This window comes from Streptomyces hawaiiensis (genome assembly GCF_004803895.1).
GTDB lineage: Bacteria > Actinomycetota > Actinomycetes > Streptomycetales > Streptomycetaceae > Streptomyces > Streptomyces hawaiiensis.
This window is the reverse complement of record NZ_CP021978.1, coordinates 1,899,606-1,920,542: the sequence shown is the minus strand read 5'-3', so window position 1 is coordinate 1,920,542 and position 20,937 is coordinate 1,899,606. Positions and strand designations below refer to the sequence as shown.

Annotated in this window: 20 protein-coding genes; 15 read left to right on the top strand and 5 right to left on the bottom strand. The window is 73.0% G+C overall.

Features of this window, described 5'->3' with window-relative positions:
* Positions 1-7: 7 nt before the first annotated feature.
* From CEB94_RS08880 to CEB94_RS08830, 11 genes are all read left to right on the top strand, one after another.
* Positions 8-604, top strand: coding sequence for a hypothetical protein (locus tag CEB94_RS08880; protein ID WP_175431645.1), 597 nt, complete (start codon positions 8-10; stop codon positions 602-604).
* The gene (locus CEB94_RS08875) at positions 601-1,221 is read left to right on the top strand and encodes a TetR/AcrR family transcriptional regulator (RefSeq protein WP_175431644.1); all 621 of its coding nucleotides are present in this window, start codon (positions 601-603) and stop codon (positions 1,219-1,221) included. The genes CEB94_RS08880 and CEB94_RS08875 overlap by 4 nt, the downstream gene beginning before the upstream one ends.
* A gap of 101 nt (positions 1,222-1,322) precedes the next feature.
* Positions 1,323-3,590 carry a molybdopterin oxidoreductase family protein gene (locus CEB94_RS08870; protein ID WP_175431643.1) on the top strand — a complete coding sequence of 756 codons (2,268 nt, stop codon included), beginning with the start codon at positions 1,323-1,325 and terminating at the stop codon, positions 3,588-3,590.
* Between the two features lie 134 nt (positions 3,591-3,724).
* Complete coding sequence (locus tag CEB94_RS08865) at positions 3,725-5,179, top strand: CitMHS family transporter (RefSeq protein WP_175431642.1); 1,455 nt, start codon at positions 3,725-3,727, stop codon at positions 5,177-5,179.
* A gap of 24 nt (positions 5,180-5,203) precedes the next feature.
* On the top strand, positions 5,204-6,523 hold the full coding sequence (locus tag CEB94_RS08860; protein ID WP_175436944.1) for an MFS transporter: 1,320 nt from the start codon (positions 5,204-5,206) through the stop codon (positions 6,521-6,523).
* Positions 6,524-6,623: 100 nt separating this feature from the next.
* On the top strand, positions 6,624-7,211 hold the full coding sequence (locus CEB94_RS08855; protein WP_246111757.1) for a hypothetical protein: 588 nt from the start codon (positions 6,624-6,626) through the stop codon (positions 7,209-7,211).
* Positions 7,212-7,695: 484 nt separating this feature from the next.
* Complete coding sequence (locus tag CEB94_RS08850) at positions 7,696-8,643, top strand: class F sortase (RefSeq protein WP_246111756.1); 948 nt, start codon at positions 7,696-7,698, stop codon at positions 8,641-8,643.
* A gap of 198 nt (positions 8,644-8,841) precedes the next feature.
* On the top strand, positions 8,842-10,182 hold the full coding sequence (locus CEB94_RS08845) for an ABC transporter ATP-binding protein (RefSeq protein WP_175431639.1): 1,341 nt from the start codon (positions 8,842-8,844) through the stop codon (positions 10,180-10,182).
* Between the two features lie 125 nt (positions 10,183-10,307).
* Positions 10,308-11,696, top strand: coding sequence for an aldehyde dehydrogenase family protein (locus CEB94_RS08840; protein ID WP_175431638.1), 1,389 nt, complete (start codon positions 10,308-10,310; stop codon positions 11,694-11,696).
* A gap of 31 nt (positions 11,697-11,727) precedes the next feature.
* Positions 11,728-12,810 (top strand): Zn-dependent alcohol dehydrogenase, encoded by a 1,083-nt coding sequence (locus tag CEB94_RS08835; RefSeq protein WP_175431637.1) that lies wholly within the window; start codon positions 11,728-11,730, stop codon positions 12,808-12,810.
* A 207-nt stretch (positions 12,811-13,017) separates the two neighbouring features.
* Entirely contained in the window at positions 13,018-14,385 is a 1,368-nt protein-coding gene (locus CEB94_RS08830; protein WP_175431636.1) for an MFS transporter, read from the top strand.
* Here the strand turns inward: CEB94_RS08830 and CEB94_RS08825 are convergent.
* The 3 genes from CEB94_RS08825 to CEB94_RS08815 form a co-directional block, all read right to left on the bottom strand.
* The gene (locus tag CEB94_RS08825; protein ID WP_175436943.1) at positions 14,374-15,342 is read right to left on the bottom strand and encodes a DMT family transporter; all 969 of its coding nucleotides are present in this window, start codon (positions 15,340-15,342) and stop codon (positions 14,374-14,376) included. The genes CEB94_RS08830 and CEB94_RS08825 overlap by 12 nt on opposite strands.
* A 145-nt stretch (positions 15,343-15,487) precedes the next feature.
* On the bottom strand, positions 15,488-16,198 hold the full coding sequence (locus tag CEB94_RS08820; protein ID WP_175431635.1) for an ArsR/SmtB family transcription factor: 711 nt from the start codon (positions 16,196-16,198) through the stop codon (positions 15,488-15,490).
* Between the two features lie 46 nt (positions 16,199-16,244).
* A complete protein-coding gene (locus CEB94_RS08815) occupies positions 16,245-16,886 on the bottom strand; it encodes a TetR/AcrR family transcriptional regulator (protein WP_175431634.1) in 642 nt (213 codons plus the stop codon).
* A 76-nt stretch (positions 16,887-16,962) separates the two neighbouring features.
* On the opposite strand from CEB94_RS08815, the gene CEB94_RS08810 reads away from it, so the two are divergent.
* From CEB94_RS08810 to CEB94_RS08800, 3 genes are all read left to right on the top strand, one after another.
* Entirely contained in the window at positions 16,963-18,114 is a 1,152-nt protein-coding gene (locus CEB94_RS08810; RefSeq protein ID WP_175431633.1) for an acyl-CoA dehydrogenase family protein, read from the top strand.
* A 60-nt stretch (positions 18,115-18,174) separates the two neighbouring features.
* Positions 18,175-18,420: a YiaA/YiaB family inner membrane protein gene (locus CEB94_RS08805; RefSeq protein ID WP_175431632.1), complete on the top strand. Its 246-nt coding sequence runs from the start codon at positions 18,175-18,177 to the stop codon at positions 18,418-18,420.
* A gap of 70 nt (positions 18,421-18,490) precedes the next feature.
* The gene (locus CEB94_RS08800; RefSeq protein WP_175431631.1) at positions 18,491-19,126 is read left to right on the top strand and encodes a TetR/AcrR family transcriptional regulator; all 636 of its coding nucleotides are present in this window, start codon (positions 18,491-18,493) and stop codon (positions 19,124-19,126) included.
* A 17-nt stretch (positions 19,127-19,143) separates the two neighbouring features.
* Here CEB94_RS08800 and CEB94_RS08795 read toward each other — a convergent pair whose 3' ends face one another.
* Positions 19,144-19,605: a MaoC family dehydratase gene (locus CEB94_RS08795; RefSeq protein WP_175431630.1), complete on the bottom strand. Its 462-nt coding sequence runs from the start codon at positions 19,603-19,605 to the stop codon at positions 19,144-19,146.
* Between the two features lie 109 nt (positions 19,606-19,714).
* Here CEB94_RS08795 and soxR point away from each other — a divergent pair, with 109 nt between their 5' ends.
* Positions 19,715-20,182 carry a redox-sensitive transcriptional activator SoxR gene (gene soxR / locus CEB94_RS08790; RefSeq protein WP_175431629.1) on the top strand — a complete coding sequence of 156 codons (468 nt, stop codon included), beginning with the start codon at positions 19,715-19,717 and terminating at the stop codon, positions 20,180-20,182.
* Here soxR and CEB94_RS08785 read toward each other — a convergent pair.
* Positions 20,139-20,906 (bottom strand): 3-keto-5-aminohexanoate cleavage protein, encoded by a 768-nt coding sequence (locus CEB94_RS08785; RefSeq protein ID WP_175436942.1) that lies wholly within the window; start codon positions 20,904-20,906, stop codon positions 20,139-20,141. The two genes, soxR and CEB94_RS08785, sit on opposite strands and share 44 nt — an antisense overlap.
* Positions 20,907-20,937: the final 31 nt, after the last annotated feature.

Below are 20,937 nucleotides of genomic sequence, written 5' to 3'. Positions count from 1 at the left end.
CCCGGACATGACGTGGACACGGAGACCTCTCGCCGCGCTCGCGCTCTGTGTCCTCCTCCTGGCCGGATCCGCGGGCTGCGGCTCCGGCGATGCCCGGAAGGGCGACGCGTCGCCCACGCCGGTGGGCAAGATCCTGGAGGACCGGGACCATGAGGGGCGGCCCTATCGCGACGTCGGGCAGGAGGGCGCCCCCGACGTCGGAATCGAGGTCCAGCCCGGCACGGCCGGTGGCTGGGACGTACGCCTGACCGTGCGGAACTTCCGCTTCTCGCCGGCCGGCGCGGCGGCCCGCGCGGTCGCCGGGCGAGGCCTCGCGCGCCTCTTCGTCGACGGCCGTCCCGTCGCCCGGCTCCGCGCCCCCGCCTACCGCCTGGACGCCCGCCTCGTGCCGCGCGGCACGCACCGCCTCACGGCCCGCCTCTACGCCGACGACGGCACCGTGTGGGCGGTGGACGGCAAGCCCGTGGAGAGCACGGCCGACATCACCGCGTCGGAGCCGGGCCCGGGGGCGACGCCGGACACGGCCTCCCGGCGCAAGGCCCGGACGCAGGGCGCGGACACCGGGGGGCGAGGTTCACCGGCCCGCCCCGGAAGGGCATCATGAAGCCCGTGCCCCACGCGACATCGCTCCGTCGTGCGCCCGTGCAGCGGCGCAGCGCCGAACGCCTGACCAGGATCCTCGACGCCTGCGCCGACCTCCTCGACGAGGTCGGCTACGACGCCCTGAGCACGCGTGCCGTCGCCCAGCGGGCCTCGGTCCCGATCGGCTCGGTCTACCGCTTCTTCGGCAACAAGCGCCAGATGGTCGACGCGCTGGCACAGCGCAACCTCGAGCGGTACTCCGAGCGCGTCACCCAGCGCCTGCGGCAGGCCGGTGCGGACGGCGGCTGGCGCACGGCCATGGACGCCGTGCTCGACGAGTACCTGGAGATGAAGCGCACCGCGCCCGGCTTCTCCCTCGTCGACTTCGGCAACCAGATCCCGGTCGGCGCCCGCGACGGCGAACCCAACCACCGCGTCGCCGACCGCCTCACCGAACTGCTCTCCGGCTACCTCGACCGCGAGCCCGACGAGGATCTGCGCCGCGTCTTCCTCATCGCCGTCGAGACGGCCGACACCCTCGTGCACCTGGCGTTCCGGGTCGCGCCGGAGGGGGACGAGCGGATCATCGGCGAGGCCCGGGAGATGCTCCGCGGCTATCTGGCCCGGGCCCTCGACTGACCTCGATCCCGTAAGGCCCTCCCCGTCGGGCATACCGGTCGGTATGCTCGGGCGCGTCAGCGCGTCAGCGCGTCACCGTAGCCGCCGCCCCGGGAGGACCCGTGTCCCGCACCGCCCTGCGTATCTGCCCCCTGTGCGAGGCCACCTGCGGCCTGACCCTCACCATCGAGGGGACGCGCGTCACCCACGCCCGCGGGGACCGCGACGACGTCTTCAGCCAGGGGTTCATCTGCCCCAAGGGCGCCTCCTTCGGGGCGGTCGACTCCGACCCCGACCGGCTGCGCACACCGCTCGTGCGGCGGGACGGCGAGCTGCGCGAGGCCACCTGGGAGGAGGCCTTCGACGCGGTCGCCGCCGGCGTCCGGCCCGTCGTCGAGCGCCACGGCCCGAACTCCGTCGGGGTCGTCCTCGGCAATCCCAACGTGCACACCATGGCCGGTGCCCTCTACCCGCCCGTCCTGCTCGCCGGGCTCGGCACCCGCAGCGTCTTCACCGCCTCCACGGTCGACCAGATGCCCAAGCACGTCTCCAGCGGCCTCCTCTTCGGCGACGCGAACGCCATCCCGGTGCCCGACCTCGACCGCACCGACCATCTGCTCCTGATCGGCGCCAACCCGCTGGAGTCCAACGGCAGTCTGTGCACCGCCGCCGACTTCCCGGGCAAGCTGAAGGCCCTCAAGGCCCGGGGCGGCACCCTCGTCGTGATCGACCCGCGGCGCACCCGCACCGCCAAGCTCGCCGACCGGCACATCGCCGTCCGGCCCGGCACCGACGCGCTGCTGCTGGCGGCGATGGCGCGGGTGCTCCTCGACGAGGGCCTCGTCGAGCCGACCCCACACGTCCAGGGCATCGAGGAACTGGCCCAGGAACTGAGCGAGTTCACGCCCGAAGCGGTCGCCGGGGCCTGCGACGTCGAGGCCGGCGTCATCCGCGCCCTCGCCCGCGACCTGGCCGCCGCCCCGACCGCCGCCGTATACGGCCGCATCGGCAGCTGCACCGTCCCGCACGGCACCCTGGCCAGCTGGCTCGTCGACGTCCTGAACATCCTCACCGGCAACCTCGACCGCCCCGGCGGCGCGCTCTTCCCGCAGGCCGCCACCGACAAGACCCCGCGCCCTGCCGGACCCGGCCGCGGCTTCGCCCTCGGACGCTGGCACTCCCGGGTGAGCCGGCACCCCGAGGCGAAGGGCGAACTGCCCCTGTCGGCCCTCGCGGAGGAGATCGACACCGCCACCGAAGAGGGCGAGCCGGTGCGCGCGCTCATCGCCGTCGCCGCCAACCCCGTGCTGTCGGCACCCGACGGCGACCGGCTCGACAAGGCGCTCGACTCCCTCGACTTCATGGTCAGCGTCGACCCGTACCTCAACGAGACCTCGCGCCACGCCGACGTCGTGCTGCCCCCGCCCCCGCCCTCCCAGAGCCCGCACCACGACTTCGCCTTCAACACCCTCGCCGTACGCAACCAGGTCCGCTACACCCGCCCCGCCATCCCGCTGGAGCCCGGCCGCATGGCGGAGACGGAGATCCTGGCCCGGCTCATCCTGGCCGTCACGGGCATGCACGGAGCCGACCCCGCCGCCGTCGACCAGATGGTCATCGACCAGACCCTCGGCAAGGCCGTGAAGGAACCGCACTCCCCGGTCCACGGCCGCGACCCCCGCGAGCTTGCCGCGCTGCTCACCGGCGACACCGGCCCCGAGCGACGGCTCGACATGATGCTGCGCCTCGGCCCCTACGGCGACGGCTTCGGCGTACGACCGGACGGCCTCGGTCTGGAGAAGCTGCTCGCGCACCCGCACGGCATCGACCTCGGCCCCCTGGAGCCTCGCCTGCCGCAGCCCCTGAAGACCCGCAGCGGCCGGGTGGAGCTGCTGCCCGGCCCGATCGCGGACGACCTGCCCCGCCTGCGGGCGGCCCTGGCCGAACGCCCCGAGGGGCTCGTCCTGGTCGGCCGCCGCCATCTGCGCTCCAACAACAGCTGGATGCACAACGTGCCCGCCCTCACCGGCGGCTCCAACCGCTGCACCCTGCACATCCACCCCGAGGACGCCGAGCGGCTGGGTGTCGAGGACGGGGCGGCCGTGCGCGTCAAGGGCGCCGGGGGAGAGGTCACCGCACCCGCCGAGGCCACCGACACGATCCGCCCGGGCGTGGTGAGCCTGCCGCACGGCTGGGGCCACAACCGCCCCGGAACCCGCCTCAGCCACGCCTCCACCGACCCCGGCGTCAACGTCAACCAGCTCCTCGACGGCCGTCTCCTCGACCCGCTGTCGGGCAACGCGGTCCTCAACGGAGTGCCGGTCGAGGTGGCCCCCGCGACGGCCCCGGAAGGCGCATCCGTGACCGAAAAGCTCACCGCTCTGACCTGAGCAAAGCTGTGACCAGCAGTTTTGCGCTTATTGCTCGCACGTCAACGTCTTGTTAACGCTGCTTGAACGCACCTAACGTCTCGGACACCGCCGGCCCTGGTGGGAGTTCAAGGGCGAACGTTAGGTATCCACTCATGCTGACCATCCTCGGCTTCGCCATGATCGCGACCTTCCTGGTCCTGATCATGATGAAGAAGATGTCGCCGATCGCGGCGCTCGTGCTGATTCCCGCGCTGTTCTGCGTGTTCGTCGGCAAGGGCGCCAAGCTCGGCGACTACGTCATCGACGGCGTGACCAGCCTCGCCCCCACCGCGGCGATGCTCATGTTCGCGATCGTCTACTTCGGCGTGATGATCGATGTCGGTCTCTTCGACCCGATCGTCCGCGGCATTCTCAAATTCTGCAAAGCCGACCCGATGCGGATCGTCGTCGGCACCGCCGTGCTCGCCGCGATCGTGTCGCTGGACGGCGACGGCTCGACGACCTTCATGATCACCGTCTCGGCGATGTACCCGCTGTACAAGCGCCTGAAGATGAGCATGGTCGTGATGACCGGTGTCGCCGCCATGGCCAACGGTGTGATGAACACCCTCCCGTGGGGCGGCCCCACCGCCCGCGCAGCGACCGCGCTGAAGCTCGACGCCAGCGACATCTTCGTCCCGATGATCCCGGCGCTCCTGGTCGGCCTGCTCTTCGTCTTCGTCCTCTCCTACGTGCTCGGTGTGCGCGAGCGCCGGCGGCTGGGCGTGCTGACGCTGGACGACGTCCTGGAGGAGGAGAAGGAGACCGAGACGGTCCTCGTCGGCTCCGGCGGCTCCGACGACGGCAAGGTCTCGATGCGCAAGGGCGGCACGGCTGCCGCCACGGGCGCCACGGGTGGTGCGGGCTCCGGCACGGATGCTCCCGGGGACGCTGTGGACTCCGCCGCATCCGCGGACGACGACGGCTTCCAGGGCCTCGACCCGAACCGGGCCACGCTGCGCCCCAAGCTCTACTGGTTCAACGCGCTGCTCACGGTCGCCCTGCTCACCGCCATGATCATGGAGTGGCTGCCGATCCCGGTGCTGTTCCTGATCGGCGCCGCGCTCGTCCTCTCGGTGAACTTCCCGAACATCCCCGACCAGCGGGCCCGCCTGGCCGCCCACGCCGACAACGTCCTGAACGTCTCCGGCATGGTCTTCGCCGCCGCCGTCTTCACCGGCGTCCTCCAGGGCACCGGCATGGTCGACCACATGGCCAAGTGGATGGTGGACGTCATCCCCGGCAGCATGGGCCCGCACATGGCCCTCGTCACCGGCATCCTGAGCCTGCCGCTCACCTACTTCATGTCGAACGACGGCTTCTACTTCGGTGTCCTGCCCGTCCTCGCCGAGGCGGGTGCCGCGCACGGGGTCACCCCGCTGGAGATGGCCCGCGCCTCCCTGGTCGGCCAGCCGCTGCACATGTCCAGCCCGCTCGTCCCGGCCGTCTACGTCCTGGTGGGCATGGCCAAGGTCGACTTCGGCGACCACACCAAGTTCGTCGTGAAGTGGGCCGCCCTCACCTGCCTCGTCATCCTCGGCGCGGGCATGCTGTTCGGGATCATCTGAGCCGCTTTCATGGAGGACGTCATGGTGAGGCCCGGTGGGAACCGCGGCTGGCTGCTCCGCCTCGTCATCGCCTTCAGCTTCGCGCAGGGGGCGGTGTCGATGGCCCGGCCCGCCGTCTCCTACCGGGCCCTCGCGCTGGGCGCGGACGAGCGGGCGATCGGCGTGATCGCCGGTGTGTACGCGCTGCTGCCCCTGTTCGCGGCCGTGCCGCTGGGCCGCCGCACCGACCACGGCCGCTGCGCGCCCCTGCTGCCGGTCGGCGTGGTCCTCATATCCGGCGGCTGCGCCCTGAGCGGCGTCGCCGGCTCCCTGGGGACGATGGCCCTGTGGAGCGGGGTGATGGGCCTCGGGCACCTGTGCTTCGTCATCGGCTCCCAGTCCCTCGTCGCCCGCCAGTCCGCGCCCCACGAACAGGACCGCAACTTCGGCCACTTCACGATCGGCGCCGCCCTCGGCCAGCTGGTCGGCCCGGTCGCCGCCGGCGCGCTGATCGGCGGCGAGGACATGGCCGGCAGCAGCGCGCTCGCCCTGATCGTGGCGGGCGCCACGGCGGCGGTCGCGTTCACCTCGCTGTGGCGCATCGAGCATCGCCGTACGGCGTCCACGTCCCGCGCGGACAAGGGTGACCGGGTCCCGGTCCGGGGCATCCTGCGCACCCGGGGGGTGCCCGCGGGCATCTTCATCAGCCTCGCAGTGCTGTCCGCGACCGACATCCTGACCGCCTACCTCCCGGTGGTCGGCGAGCACCGGGGCATCGCGCCGTCCGTGATCGGGATCCTGCTCAGTCTGCGCGCGGCGGCGACGATCGCCTGCCGCCTGGTGCTGACGCCCCTGCTGCGGCTGCTCGGCCGGACCCTGCTGCTGACCGTCACCTGTCTGCTGGCGGCCCTGCTGTGCGCGGGCATAGCCCTGCCGGTGCCGGTGTGGGCGCTCGCGCTGCTGCTGGTCGCGCTGGGCTTTTGCCTCGGGGTCGGTCAGCCGCTGTCCATGACGACGGTCGTCCAGGCCGCCCCCGACGACGCACGTTCCACGGCCCTGGCCCTGCGCCTGACCGGCAACCGGCTCGGCCAGGTCGCCGCGCCCGCCGCGGCCGGGCTGATCGCCGGAGTCGTGGGTGTGGCGGCGCCGTTCGTGATGCTCGGAGTGCTGTTGCTGGTGTCGTCCGGGGTCGCCGTCCGGTCGCCGCGGGAGCCGGAGGAGGCGGGCGAGGCGGACGAGGTAGACGAGACGGGCGAGGCGGACGAGCCAGGCCCTGCGGTCGGGCCGGAGACGGGCGGTGCGGGCCGCGCGGCGCGAAGACGCCTCAGGTGTGGGGTGCCGCTGCGCCGGAAGAGCGATATCTGACGCGTCGTAGGGCGGTGCTGCGCCCTTTTCGGCGGTGGGGTGACAGAGAGTCAGGTGACGAGGTGTCTGTATGTAAATCATCTGACTTGGAGGCATGTTCATGCCCGTCGTACCCCTCGCGCGTCGTGCCGGCACCCGTACCGCCGTCCTCGCCGCCCTCACCCTCGCAGGGACCACCCTGAGCGGGGTGTCCGCCGTCGCCGCTCCGGTCCCGGGGGACAACGGAGACGTCAAGATCCACGCCAGCACGACGGCCTCGGACAACCAGCGCAACGACCCGAAGGTCTGCGACTTCTACCTCGCCGCGTTCAACTTCGACTCGGGCGAGAAGGTCAACTGGACCATCCAGACCCAGCCGGAGGTTCCGGGCGGGGCCACGCGCACCGGCAGCTTCACGGCCGACCCGACCGGCCAGGGCCGTACCGCGGCCGTCGACCTGCCCAACGGGCAGTACAAGCTGACGTGGCTCACCGACCAGGCCCACGGCGCCGGCAAGTTCAAGGTGTTCAAGGTCGACTGCCCGACCTCCAAGCCGACGACGCCGGTCGGCGGCCCGCCCGCCGGCGGTGGCGGCATTGCCCGCGGTGAGGCCTTCACGCCGGTCACCGGCGCGGCCGCGGTCGGCCTGGCCGCCGTCGCCGGGACGGTCTGGTTCCGGCTCCGTCGCCGCCCCGATGGCGCCGCGTAGGCCACGTTCCACGGATCGCTCCGCCCGTCTCGGGCAGGGCGGGGGCGCGCTCGGGTCCGACGCCGGGTCGGTGAGGCGGCGTGGAGGCGGTGCCGGGCCCGGCGCCGCCTCGGCGGTTCGGCGTGGGACCGGCTCCGGTTCCGCCGACGTGCCGTCGGGGCGGCGCGGGGGCGGGGCCGGGGCTGTCGCGGTTCCGGTGGGGCGGCGGGGCGCTGCCGCCGGCCTCGGGACCCGGTCCGGCTCCGGTTCTGCCGCCGTGCCGTCGGGGCGGCGCGGGGGCGGGGCCGGTCCTGCCCGTGTGTCGCCGGGGCGGCGTGGGGCCGGGTCCGCCGCGGCCCCGGTGGTCCGGCGTGGTTCCGGATCCGGCTCCGGCGCCGTTCCGGCGGGGCGGTACACCACAGCCGCCGGCGTCCCCGGGGCGTGGTCCCGGCGGCCCCGTAGGCCCTGGTACCGCAGGCGTGCCTACCGGCTGACGCGGACGATCGTGGTGGCCGTCTCGCTGGTGCTGGTGGTCGGCGTCTGCTGGGATCGGGGCGAAGAGCCCGGCGCGACGGTGACGGCCCTCCCGCCGGACTTCACCACGGCCGCCCACCCGGCCGGCACCGGCACCGGCACGGCCGCCCTGCCCGCCGACTCCACCGCCCCCGGCCCCCGCACCGGCCCACCCCGGGCACAGGCATCCCCTCCGGCCGCGGCCCGCGGCAACGGGCGCGCCCCCGGGCCGCCCGTCAACGGGGCCCGCACACCCGGCCCCGCCGTCAACGCCCCCGCCGCCAACGGCCCCCGCACCCAGAGGCCCCGCACCCCCGAGCCCTCACGCCCCGGGCTCCGCAAAGACAGGCCCGTCACGTCGCACCACCGGCCCGGAGCCGCCACCCCGCGCCCCGCTCCCAAGCCCGCAGCCCCACGCCCCGCTCCCCGGCCTGTCACCCCCGTCACCCGGAAGCCTCGCCCCCCGGCCGGCCTCCGCCCCCTGCCCCGCTCCCGGGCCACCCGCCTCCTCATCCCCTACCTCCGCCTCGACGCCCCGGTCATGGACCTCGGCCTCGACCGCGACCGCCGCCTCGCCGCACCGCCGGACGACGACCCCAAGCTCGTCGGCTGGTACCGGCACGGCGCCTCGCCCGGCGAGCAGGGCACCGCCGTGGCCGTCGGACATCTGGACACGGACAGCGGGCCCGCCGTCTTCGCGGGGCTGACCGAGCTGAAACGGGGCCGGATCGTCAAGGCCCGCCGCGCCGACGGACGGATCGCCGTCTACACGGTCGACAAGATCAAGTCGTACGAGAAGGCGCACTTCCCGAGCCAGGAGGTGTACGGCGCCCGGGGCCGCCCCGAGCTGCGTCTGATCACCTGCGGCGGCAGCTACGACCGCAGGAAGGGCTACTCCGGGAACGTGGTCGTCTTCGCCCACCTCACCGGCATCCGCTGACCCGGGCAGGTCCCGCCCGAAGGCCGAAACCGGGCCGTCCGCCTTCTCACCAGATGGACCGATGCCCCCGATCTCGCCCGGTGTCTTCCCCCGGCCGCACACATTCCGTTAACTTCCGTGACCCACAGCCCCGTACGACCCGCACGGGGCTTCCGACCGCGGAGCACCAGCGCCCTGATGACCCCTCGGGGGCACCCCATGACACGCGCCATCTCCCTGCACGACGTCAGCAAGGCCTACACGCGGGGCGCCCGCGTGGTGGACCGGCTGTCGCTGGACATCTCGCCCGGCGAGTTCCTCGTGCTGCTCGGCCCGTCCGGCTGCGGCAAGTCGACCGTGCTCAGAATGATCGCCGGGCTGGAGGAGATCGACGAGGGCCGGCTGCTGCTCGACGGCGAGTACGCCAACGACCTGCCGCCGTCCGGCCGGGACATGGCGATGGTCTTCCAGAACTTCGCCCTCTACCCGAACATGACCAGCCGCGCCAACATCGGCTTCCCGCTGCGCATCGAGGACCCGGCCACGGACCCCCGCCCCCGCGTCGACGCCACCGCCCGCATGCTCGGCATCGAGGACCTCCTCGACCGCCTGCCCGGCCAGCTCTCCGGCGGCGAGCGTCAGCGCGTGGCCATGGGCCGGGCCATCGCCCGCCACCCCTCCGCCTTCCTGATGGACGAGCCGCTGTCCAACCTCGACGCCAAGCTCCGCACCCATCTGCGGGCCGAGATCTCCCGGCTCACCCAGGAGCTGGGCGTCACCACGATCTACGTCACCCACGACCAGGCCGAGGCCATGTCGCTCGGCGACCGGGTCGCCGTGCTGCGCGGCGGCGTGCTCCAGCAGGTCGACAGCCCTCGCGCGGTCTACGCGCTGCCCCGCAACGTCTTCGTCGCCGCGTTCATCGGCACCCCGCGCATCAACCTGCTGCGCGGCCTGGTGCGCGCTCCGCTCGACGGGGCGATGACCATCAGCCTGGGCAAGCAGTTCCTGCGCCTGCCCGAGCCGCTCTCCCTGGACCACCAGCTCCTGCGTGTCCAGCAGGGCCGCGAGGTCATCGTCGGCCTGCGCTCCGAGGCCGTCCGGATCGCCAAGCACAGCGCGGCCCGCCCCGGCGAGGTGCCGATCACCGGCCTGGTCGAGCACGTGGAGTTCCAGGGGCACGAGATCCTGGTGCACTTTAACACCGGCTCCAGCCCCGCCGTCGTCCCCGAACTGGAGGCCCCGCGCCCCCGCCCCGGCCGCCCCGCCCGGCGGCGCCGCCGCGACGGCTCGGTCCTCACGCGGTTGCGGGAGCGGACCGGGGCCGGGCGGGCGGGCCCCGTCGTGACCCTGGACGACCCCCGGGACGACGAAGTGCGGCAGCCGTCCGCCGAGCCCCGCCTGCCCGGCGACCTCATCGTCCGCACCACCCCCGACCTCGCCCTCCGCCACGGCATGCAGGTGCCGCTCCTGGTCGACCTCGCCCACCTCTTCGTCTTCGACCGGCAGGGCGACCGCATCTGCCCGCACCCGGCCCGCCTGCCCGACCTGGGGGACTGAGGAGCCGCACACCAGGGCGAACAGGCCGTGCTGTGACGACCCGGACCCCGGGACGTCTGGCGCCGGAAAACTATCGCCGCTAGTTTATGTTCCGGACGATGACGCCCCGCCCCGGAGGAAGCGCGATGAAGGCACACGACGGCATGTACATCCAGGGTGCCTGGCGCCCCGCCGCCGGCCAGGACGTGATCGAGGTCGTGAACCCGGTCGACGAGCAGGTCATCGGCACGGTTCCCGCGGGCACCGCCGAAGACGTCGACTGCGCCGTACGCGCCGCTCGCGCCGCCCTGCCGGAGTGGGCCGCGACCCCGCCCGCCGAGCGCGCGGCGCGTCTGTCCGCCCTGCGGGACGTGCTCGTGGCGCGCGCGGACGAGATCGCCGAGACCGTCACGGCCGAACTCGGCTCGCCGCTGAAGTTCTCGCAGGCCGTCCACGCGGGCGTGCCGATCGCGGTGGCCGGCTCGTACGCCGAGCTGGCGGCGGCCTACGCCTTCGAGGAGAAGACCGGCAACTCGGTCGTGCACCAGGAGCCGGTCGGTGTCGTGGCCGCCATCACGCCCTGGAACTACCCGCTGCACCAGATCGTCGCCAAGGTCGCCCCGGCCCTGGCGGCCGGCTGCACGGTCGTGGTGAAGCCCGCCGAGGACACCCCTCTGGTCGCCCGCCTCTTCGCCGGCGCGGTGCACGAGGCCGGGCTCCCGGCGGGCGTCTTCAACCTGGTCACCGGTCTCGGCCCGGTCGCCGGCCAGGCCCTCGCCGAGCACCCCGGCGTCGACCTGGTGTCCTTCACCGGCTCCACCGCCGTGGGCCGGCAGATCGCCGCGATCGCCGCCGGGCAGGTCAAGAAGGTCGCCCTCGAACTGGGCGGCAAGTCCGCCAACGTCATCCTCCCGACCGCCGACCTGGCCAAGGCGGTCAACGTCGGCGTCGCCAACGTCATGTCCAACTCCGGGCAGACGTGCAGCGCCTGGACGCGGATGCTGGTCCACCGCGACCAGTACGACGAGGCGGTCGGGCTCGCCGCGGAGGCCGCCGCCAAGTACGGCGACCGCATCGGCCCGGTCGTCAACGCGGGGCAGCGGGACCGGGTGCGCGGCTACATCGAGAAGGGCGTCGCCGAGGGCGCCCGCCTGGTCGCCGGCGGCCCCGAAGCCCCGCGCGAGCAGGGCTACTTCGTCAGCCCGACCGTCTTCGCCGACGTCACCGAGGACATGACCATCGCGCAGGAGGAGATCTTCGGCCCGGTCCTGTCGATCCTGAGGTACGAGGACGAGGAGGACGCCCTGCGCATCGCCAACGGCACGGTCTACGGCCTGGCCGGCGCCGTCTGGGCCGGGGACGAGGCCGAGGCGGTGGCCTTCGCGCGCCGGATGGAGACAGGCCAGGTCGATATCAACGGCGGCCGCTTCAACCCGCTCGCCCCCTTCGGCGGCTACAAGCAGTCCGGCGTCGGCCGCGAACTCGGCGTGCACGGCCTGGCCGAGTACCTCCAGACCAAGTCCCTCCAGTTCTAGACCCCGTTCGAGTCAGGGAGTCCCTTCCGTCATGGCTGTCCGCGCCGCCGTCCTGCCCGCCGTCGGCTCCCCGCTGGAGATCACCGGCATCGACCTGCCCGACCCCGGACCCGGCCAGGTCCGCGTCCGGCTCGCCGCCGCCGGGGTATGCCACTCCGACCTGTCCCTGTCCGACGGCACCATGCGGGTGCCCGTCCCCGCCGTCCTCGGCCACGAGGGCGCCGGCACGGTCGTCGCCGTCGGCGAGGGCGTCGCTCACATCGCACCGGGCGACGGCGTCGTCCTCAACTGGGCCCCGTCCTGCGGCGCCTGCCACGCCTGCTCGCTCGGCGAGGTCTGGCTGTGCGCCAACGCCCTGGGCGGTGCCGCCGACGTCTACGCCCGTACCACCGAGGGGATCGACCTCCATCCCGGCCTGAACGTCGCCGCGTTCGCCGAGGAGACGGTCGTCTCCGCCTCCTGCGTCCTGCCCGTCCCGGACGGCGTCCCGCTCACCGACGCGGCCCTGCTCGGCTGCGCGGTCCTCACCGGCTACGGCGCCGTCCACCACTCGGCCCGCGTCCGGCAGGGCGAGACGGTCGCGGTGTTCGGCGTCGGGGGAGTGGGCCTCGCCGCCCTCCAGGCCGCCCGGATCGCGGGCGCCTCGAAGATCGTCGCGGTGGACGTGTCGGCCGGGAAGGAGGAGCTGGCCAGGGCGGCCGGCGCCACCGACTACGTCGTCGCCTCCGACGCCACGGCCCGCGAGATCCGCGGCCTCACCGGCAAGCAGGGTGTCGACGTCGCCGTGGAGTGCGCGGGCCGCGCGGTCAGCATCCGCGCGGCCTGGGACTCCACCCGCCGCGGCGGCCGCACCACGGTCGTCGGCATCGGCGGCAAGGACCAGCAGGTCACCTTCAACGCCCTGGAGATCTTCCACTGGGGCCGCACCCTCTCCGGCTGCGTCTACGGCAACTCCGACCCGGCTCAGGACCTCCCGGTCCTGGCCGAACACATCCGGGCGGGCCGCCTCGACCTGAGCGCACTGGTGACGGAACGCATCTCCCTGGACGGCATCCCGGCGGCCTTCGAGAACATGCTGGCGGGCAAGGGCGGCCGGTCACTGGTCGTCTTCTAGCCCGATCTTCCCGGTGCCCCGGCCTCCTCGCGAGGCCGGGGCCGTCGGCATGCCCGGATCCGCGGTGGATGCCCCCTAGTCGATGCCCAGTACAGGCAAAAGTCCTGGTGCGTGATCCGTTGACGTACATACCGTCCGGTCAGTACGTTCCCCGGAACTCAAGCCACCCCCCGTTCCGTCCCCCGCACCCCCCGGAGCGTGCACCGCATGGACACAGCACCTTCCGCTCAGCCCGTCACGACCACGCCCGCCGTCGGCAACCGCCGCAAGGTGGCCACCGCGGCGGCGCTCGCCTCGGCCGTCGAGTGGTACGACTACTTCGTCTTCGGCATCGCCGCCGCCCTCGTGCTCGGCGATCTCTACTTCCCCGCCGGCAGCTCCACGGCAGGCGTCCTCGCCTCGTTCGCCACCTTCGCCGTCGGCTTCCTCGCCCGGCCCATCGGTGGCATCGTCGCGGGCCACCTCGGCGACAAGCGCGGCCGCAAGCCGATGCTCGTCCTCGCGCTCACCCTGATGGGCGTGGCCACCACCGGCATCGGCCTGCTGCCCACGTACGACACGATCGGCGTGGCCGCCCCGATCCTGCTCGTCCTGCTCCGCGTCGCCCAGGGCGTCGCCGTCGGCGCGCAGTGGGGCGGCGCGATGCTCCTGGCCACCGAGTACGCCCCCGAGGGCAAGCGCGGTGTCTACGGCAGCGTCGTCCAGCTCGGCGTCCCCATCGGCGTGGTCACCGCCAACACCGTCTTCCTGCTGGCCGGCGCCCTCACCACTGACTCGGCGTTCGCGGCCTGGGCCTGGCGCGTGCCGTTCCTGGCCGGCCTGCTGGTCCTCGTCCTCGCCTGGTACATCCACACCCGCGTCGAGGAGACCCCGGCGTTCCGGGAGGCCGAACGGGCGCTCGGCGAGAAGGAGAAGTCCGAGCAGAACTCGCCGCTGCGCACGATCATGCGCGGCCACCTGGGCACGGTCTTCCTGGCCGGCGGCTCCTTCGCCGTGAACACCGCCACCTTCTACATCCTCATCACCGGCGTCCTCGACTACACGACCCGCGAGCTGGACATGGACAAGGGCGCGGTGCTCACCGTCTCGCTCTGCGTCAGCCTCACCCAGCTCGTGCTGATCCCGGCCGCCGCCGCGCTCTCCGACCGCATCGGCCGCATCCGGATCTACGCCTTCGGCGCGGCCGGCATCGCCCTGTGGGCCGTACCGCTCTTTCTGCTGATCGACACCGGCTCGCTGCTGTGGCTCGCGGTCGGCACGTTCGTCGCCAGCTGCTTCCTGAGCATCATGTACGGCCCCCAGGCCGCCCTGTTCGCCGAGCTGTTCACGCCCGAGATGCGCTACACCGGCGCCTCCCTCGGCTACCAGATCGCGGCCGTCGCCGGCGGCGGGCTCGCCCCCTTCGTCATGGTGCTGCTGCTGGAGGCGACCGGCACGTCCATGGCCGTGTCCGGCTACATCATCGCGCTCTCGGTGATCGCCCTGGTCTCCATCAAGGTCCTCGCGGACCGGGCGCGTAGGGCGGAAGCGGAGAGCGCGCCCGAGGCCGAGGCGGAGGCCGAGTCAGCGAGCTGAGTCCGTGGCCTCTTCGGGCCGGGGCTCCGGAACCGCTCCCGGAGCCCCGGCCCGAGCCGCCGCCCGCGGCCGCGACCGGGACACCGCCACACCCGCCAGGCACAGCACACCGCCCACCAGCGTGAGCAGCCCGGGCACCTCGCCCAGGAACAGCCAGGACATCAGGACGACCAGCGCGGGCGCCGCGTACGTCGTCGCGCCCATCCGGCTCGCGGTCGTCCGGGACAGCGCGTACGCCCACGTGGTGAAGGCGAGGGCGGTCGGGAAGACGCCCAGGTAGACCATGTTCAGCGTCGCGGAGGCCGGAGCGTCGGCGGCCTCCTGGACGAGCTGCCCCGCGAACGGCAGGCACAGCACCGCGCCGACCAGGCAGCCGTACGTCGTCACCTGCAACGGGCTGGCCGTGCCCAGCGCCGGCTTCTGCGCCACGACACCACCGGCGTACGCGATGGCCGCCAGCAGGCACAACGCCACCCCGAGCATCGAGGAACCGCCCTCGCCGGACATCGACAACCCCACGGTCACCGCACCGGCGAACGACACCGCCATCCCCGCCAGCAGCCGCGGCGGCATCGGGTCGCCGAGCAGCCGGGAACCGAGCAGCGCGATGAGGATCGGCCCGGTGTTCACGACCAGGGCGGCCGTGCCGGCGTCGACCTGCTGCTCGCCCCAGTTGAGGGCGACCATGTAGAAGCCGAACCACAGCAGCCCCGATATCGCGATCCCGCGCCAGGCCGAGCGTGGCGGCACCCCCTCCCGCCGCAGCAGGCAGATCGCCCCCAGCGTCAGCGCTCCGGCCAGCAGCCGCCCGAGCGCCAGCGCGCCCGGCGAGTACGCGTCACCCGCGCTGCGGATCGAGACGAAGGCGGACGCCCACAGCACGACGGTGACCGCAGCCGCACCGGCGGCCAGCAGTTCCGCCCGGCGGGCGGGACGGGAGGGGGAGGTGTTCGACATCATGCTCCTGAGGCTAGGTGGGGGAGGGACCCGGAAGCTCGCGTATTTCGGACGGGGCACCGGACGCGGCCAGGGCCTGTCGTTCGGATCAGGTCCGCGGGGAGGGACTGCGCCGTTCAGCCACCCGAGCGGGCCGCAGACGGCCTCAGCGCAGCGCCGCCGCCTCCACGCCCAGCAGATCGAGGAGGGCGCGTTCACCGGCCGCCGTCACCTTCACGGCCCGCTCCGAGCCGATGCGCACGCACCACCCCGCGTCCAGGGCGTGCCGGCACAGGGCCGCGCCCGCCACGCCCGCGAGATGAGGACGGCGTTCGGTCCAGTCGAGACAGGCCCGGACCAGCGGACGCCGGCCCCGCCGTTCGAGGCCGATCCCGGCCGCCTCGAACCAGGCCAGTCCGGCGTCGGTGAGCGCGAACCCCCTCTCCTGCTGCAGCAGCCCGCGGGTCGTCAGCGCGTCGGTGACCGCGATGCCGAGCCGCCCGGCGAGATGGTCGTAGCAGGTGCGTCCCCGGGCCATCGCCGAGCCGGCGCTCGACTCCCGCAGATTCCGCGGCCGTACGGCCGTGCCCGGCGAGACCTGGGCGGCCAGGTCCTCCACCAGCTGCGCGACGCGGGCGTCGGCGAGCCGGACGTACCGGTGCCGGCCCTGCCGCTCCTCGGCGAGCAGCCCGCCCGCGACGAGCCGGCCCAGGTGCTCGCTCAGCGTCGACGCGGCGACCCCCGCGTGCCGCGCCAGCTCGCTCGCGGTCCAGGCCCGTCCGTCCAGCAGCGCCAGCAGGCACGCGGCCCGGGTCTCGTCCGCGAACAGCGCGGCGAGCCGGGCCAGGGCCGTGGCCTGCGGGTCCCTCGTCGTCATGCCTCCAGCATGGAACACGGACGGTTCGGTCCCCGCCGAAGTATCGCTACGCCGTGCGGCGCACCTGTTCGTACTGCTGCGCCAGTCCGTCCAGCAGGGCCGTCAGCCCGGTCTCGAAGGCGCGCTCGTCGATCTTCTCCTGCTGCTCGGCGAGGAGGTGGGCCTGCTGGAGATGCGGGTAGTCGGCGGGGTCGTAGGCGCTCGCGTCGTCCACGAAGCCCCCGGCGAAGGAGCCGAGCGCGGAGCCCATCACGAAGTAGCGCATCAGCGCGCCGATGGACGTGGCCTGCGCCGGCGGCCAGCCCGCGGCGACCATCGCGCCGTAGACGGCGTCCGCGAGGCGCAGTCCGGCCGGGCGGCGGCCGGGGCCGCGGGCCAGCACCGGGACGATGTTCGGGTGGTCGCGCAACGCGGCCCGGTAGGAGACGGCCCAGTCGTGCAGCGCGGTCCGCCAGTCCCGGCCGTCCTGGAACATCGACAGGTCCACCTGGCCGCTCACCGAGTCGGCGACCGCCTCCAGGATCTCGTCCTTGGTGCGGAAGTGGTTGTACAGCGAGGGCCCGCTGACCCCCAGTTCGGCGGCCAGCCGCCGTGTGGAGACGGCGGCCAGACCCTCCGCGTCCACGAGCGCGCGGGCCGTCTCGACGATCCGGTCGGTGCTGAGCAAGGGCTTGCGCGGTCGGGCCATGGCGCACATAGTAGGGCTGCACAGAGAAACTAGCAGTGCTAATTTAAATGTACGGCTTTCAATGGGGTGACCTGTGGTGAATCTGGAGCTCAGTGAGGAGCAGAGCGCGGTCCGGCAGCTCGCGCGGGACTTCGTGGAGCGCGAGATCACCCCGCACGTCGTCGCCTGGGACCGCGCCGAAGAGGTCGACCGGGCGATCGTCGAGAAGCTCGGCGAGGTCGGCTTCCTGGGTCTGACGATCGACGAGGAGTACGGCGGCTCCGGCGGCGACCATCTGGCGTACTGCCTGGTCACGGAGGAACTGGGCCGGGGCGACTCGTCCGTGCGCGGCATCGTCTCCGTCTCCCTCGGGCTCGTGGCCAAGACCGTCGCCGCCTTCGGGAGCGAGGAGCAGAAGCGGCGCTGGCTGCCCGGACTGACCTCCGGCGCGTCGGTCGGCTGCTTCGGTCTGACCGAGCCGGGCACCGGCTCGGACGCGGGCAACCTGGCGACCCGGGCGGTACGGGACGGCGACGACTACGTCCTCAACGGCACCAAGATGTTCATCACCAACGGCACCTGGGCCGACGTCGTCCTGCTCTTCGCCCGCTCCACGGACGCACCCGGCCACAAGGGCGTCTCCGCCTTCCTCGTCCCCGCCGACGCCCCCGGCCTGACCCGCCGCACCATCCACGGCAAGCTCGGGCTGCGCGGCCAGGCCACCGCCGAACTCGCCCTGCAGGACGTGCGCGTACCGGCCTCCGCCCTGCTCGGGGAGGAGGGCAAGGGCTTCTCGATCGCCATGTCGGCTCTCGCCAAGGGCCGGATGTCGGTCGCCGCGGGCTGCGTCGGCATAGCTCAGGCCGCCCTCGACGTCGCCGTGCGGTACGCCGGGGAGCGCGAGCAGTTCGGCAGGACCATCGCCCACCACCAGCTCGTCCAGGAGCTGCTCAGCGACATCGCCCTGGACGTCGACGCCGCCCGGCTGCTGACCTGGCGGGTCGCCGACCTGATCGACCGGGGGCAGCCCTTCGCCGTCGAGTCGTCCAAGGCCAAGCTGTTCGCCTCGGAGGCCGCCGTCCGTGCCGCGAACAACGCGCTCCAGGTCTTCGGCGGCTACGGGTACATCGACGAGTACCCGGCGGGCAAGCTGCTGCGTGACGCCCGCGTGATGACCCTCTACGAGGGCACCAGCCAGATCCAGAAGCTGGTCATCGGGCGGGCGCTGACGGGGGTCTCGGCGTTCTGAGTACGCGTCTGAGTACTTCGGCGGATGTGGCGCGGGCCACGTCCGCCGATGCTTTCCCCCATGAGTGACACACCGGGCAAGCAGCAGAACACGGCCGCCTTCTACGGCCAGGCCGTCGCCTCCTTCGCCGTCGCCATGGCGGCCACCGCCATCGGCATCTACCAGCTGAGCGCCGACGCCTGGGTGCGGGCCTTCCTCGCCATCGCCGTCCTGTACCTGGTCACCTCCTCCTTCACCCTGGCCAAGGTGATCCGGGACCGGCAGGAGGGGGCGGTCCCTTCGTACGCCCCCTTCGAGAAGCGCTGAGCGGCCACACTAAGCGCTCGCTCACCTTCGGCGGTATGGTGTTGCTCCTGCCAGTGGAGAGGGGCGATCGATGAGTACGGCGGAGGAGACGGCCGGCGGCGAGGCGCAGGCGTGGGGCGAGGTCACGCCCGACGCGGCGCGGCGGCTGCTGGTCGCCGCGGTGGAGGCCTTCGCCGAGCGTGGCTACCACGCCACGACGACCCGTGACATCGCGGGCCGCGCCGGGATGAGCCCGGCCGCGCTCTACATCCACTACAAGACCAAGGAAGAGCTGCTGCACCGCATCAGCAGGATCGGGCACGAGAAGGCCCTGGAGATCCTGCGGACGGCGGCCCGCCGCGAGGGCAGCCCCACCGAGCGGCTCGCCGACGCGGTGAGCTCCTTCGTGCGCTGGCACGCGGGCGGGCGTACCACCGCGCGGGTCGTGCAGTACGAACTCGAATCGCTCGGGCCCGACGCCCGCGCCGAGATCCTCGCGCTGCGCCGCAAGGTCGACGGCGAGGTGCGCGGGATCATCGAGGAGGGCGCGCGGTCGGGCGAGTTCGAGGTCATCGACGTGCACGGCACGACGCTGGCCGTGCTGTCGCTCTGCATCGACGTGGCGCGGTGGTTCAACGTCGACGGGCCCCGTACGCCGGAGCAGGTCGGCGAGCTGTACGCCGACCTCGTGCTGCGGATGGTCGGGGCCCAGGTCCCGGCGGCCTGAGGTCCGGGAGTCCCGCCTCAGAAGTAGTAGCGCGCCACGGACTCGGCGACGCAGACCGGCTTGTCGCCGCCCTCGCGTTCGACGCTGAAGGCGACGGCCACCTGGACGCCACCGGGCACCTCGTCGACCGCGCTGATCGTCGCGGTGGCGCGCAGACGGGAGCCGACGGGGACCGGGGCGGGGAAACGCACCTTGTTCGTGCCGTAGTTGACGCCCATCTTCACGTCCTCGACGGCGATCAGCTGCGGTCCGAAGAGGGGCAGCAGCGACAGGGTCAGATAGCCGTGCGCGATGGTGGTGCCGAAGGGGCCCGCGGCGGCCTTCTCCGGGTCGACGTGGATCCACTGGTGGTCGCCGGTGGCCTCCGCGAAGAGGTCGATCCGCTTCTGGTCGATGTCGAGCCAGTCGGTGTACCCCAGTTGTTCGCCCACCGCCGACTTCAGGTCGTCGACGGACGTGAAGATCCTCGGCTCTGCCATGTCTTCCAGGCCTCTCGTGTGCAGGGGGTCTGCCGCTCATATGTCTAAGCGACTGCTTAGCATGGTCGGCCGTAGGGGCTGTGTCAACGGACTCGGTAGGGTTCGAGGGGTGCCTCAGATTCCAGAGAAGATCCATGAGCTCACCGTCGGCCAGCTCGCGGCGCGGAGCGGCGCCGCCGTTTCCGCCCTGCACTTCTACGAGTCCAAGGGCCTGATCAGCAGTCGCCGGACCTCGGGCAACCAGCGCCGCTACTCCCGTGACACGCTCCGCCGGGTCGCCTTCATCCGGGCCGCGCAACGGGTCGGCATCCCCCTGGCGACGATCCGCGACGCGCTCGCGGAACTCCCCGAGGAGCGCACGCCCACCCGGGAGGACTGGGCGCACCTCTCCGAGGTCTGGCGCACCGAACTGGAAGAACGCATCAAGCAGCTGAACCGCCTCAGGGATCACCTCGCCGACTGCATCGGCTGCGGCTGCCTCTCCCTCGACACCTGCGTCCTGTCCAACCCGGACGACGTCTTCGGTGAACGCCTCACGGGTTCCCGCCTGATGGTCGACCGCAGCGGTCGCGGGTAGCGCCTGCCCGGCCCGCCCCGTACTCCGTCAGCCCGGCCGCGACCAGTTGCGCGTTCGACCCCGCCCGTTGCCCGCCGGGCAGGACCAGGACGTCCTCCAGCCCGACGCGCGTGGCCAGGCCGAGCCGGCCCGCGAGCCGCAGCACCGGCCAGGCGCCCCCGTCCTCGCCGTGCAGCAGGACCGGCCGTCCGTGGGCGGCCCCGATGCCGGACAGCAGCGCTCGCGCGCAGGAGACGGCGCCCAGCGGGTCCGTGTCCGTCACCTCCGCCAGAACCCTCAGCACCTTCGGTCCGAGCGGAGAGGCCGCGAACCGCTCGGCGCCGTCCGTCCCGGACCAGATGCCGGCCTCGACGCCCACTCCGAGCTCCATGAGCAGCGCGGCCGTCTCCTCCGCGCCCGGTTCGTGCCAGTTGACCGAGGCGTGGTCGGGCAGCACGGTCCACTCACGGATCCGCTCCAGCCGGGCGGCCGGGTCGGGCTCCGCCCACGCGCCCGTGGTCACACCGAGCGGCACCGGCACCCGCGCCCGGATCACCGGCAGCGTCATCGCGAGCACCCGCGGCGACAACGTGTCCCGCCCGCACGGCGTCTTGGGATGGACGTGAATGTCCGTCGCACCGGCGGCGACGGCCTCGGCGGCCGAGTCGGCCAGCGACTCGGGTGTCAGCGGCACGGCCACACCGTCAGCGGCCGTCCGCGAACCGTTCAGGCACACCTGCATCATGCCGCCGATGGTGCCAGTCACCACCGACAGT

Excerpts from the sequence above, each read along its gene's own strand:
- CEB94_RS08865 (WP_175431642.1), top strand. The coding sequence starts at position 3,725 with ATGCTGACCATCCTCGGCTTCGCCATGATCGCGACCTTCCTGGTCCTG.
- CEB94_RS08825 (WP_175436943.1), bottom strand. The coding sequence starts at position 15,342 with ATGTCGAACACCTCCCCCTCCCGTCCCGCCCGCCGGGCGGAACTGCTG.
- CEB94_RS08805 (WP_175431632.1), top strand. The coding sequence starts at position 18,175 with ATGAGTGACACACCGGGCAAGCAGCAGAACACGGCCGCCTTCTACGGC.
- CEB94_RS08800 (WP_175431631.1), top strand. The coding sequence starts at position 18,491 with ATGAGTACGGCGGAGGAGACGGCCGGCGGCGAGGCGCAGGCGTGGGGC.
- CEB94_RS08830 (WP_175431636.1), top strand. The coding sequence starts at position 13,018 with ATGGACACAGCACCTTCCGCTCAGCCCGTCACGACCACGCCCGCCGTC.
- CEB94_RS08875 (WP_175431644.1), top strand. The coding sequence starts at position 601 with ATGAAGCCCGTGCCCCACGCGACATCGCTCCGTCGTGCGCCCGTGCAG.
- CEB94_RS08845 (WP_175431639.1), top strand. The coding sequence starts at position 8,842 with ATGACACGCGCCATCTCCCTGCACGACGTCAGCAAGGCCTACACGCGG.
- CEB94_RS08820 (WP_175431635.1), bottom strand. The coding sequence starts at position 16,198 with ATGACGACGAGGGACCCGCAGGCCACGGCCCTGGCCCGGCTCGCCGCG.
- CEB94_RS08880 (WP_175431645.1), top strand. The coding sequence starts at position 8 with ATGACGTGGACACGGAGACCTCTCGCCGCGCTCGCGCTCTGTGTCCTC.
- CEB94_RS08855 (WP_246111757.1), top strand. The coding sequence starts at position 6,624 with ATGCCCGTCGTACCCCTCGCGCGTCGTGCCGGCACCCGTACCGCCGTC.
- CEB94_RS08835 (WP_175431637.1), top strand. The coding sequence starts at position 11,728 with ATGGCTGTCCGCGCCGCCGTCCTGCCCGCCGTCGGCTCCCCGCTGGAG.
- CEB94_RS08840 (WP_175431638.1), top strand. The coding sequence starts at position 10,308 with ATGAAGGCACACGACGGCATGTACATCCAGGGTGCCTGGCGCCCCGCC.
- CEB94_RS08795 (WP_175431630.1), bottom strand. The coding sequence starts at position 19,605 with ATGGCAGAGCCGAGGATCTTCACGTCCGTCGACGACCTGAAGTCGGCG.
- CEB94_RS08785 (WP_175436942.1), bottom strand. The coding sequence starts at position 20,906 with ATGATGCAGGTGTGCCTGAACGGTTCGCGGACGGCCGCTGACGGTGTG.
- CEB94_RS08815 (WP_175431634.1), bottom strand. The coding sequence starts at position 16,886 with ATGGCCCGACCGCGCAAGCCCTTGCTCAGCACCGACCGGATCGTCGAG.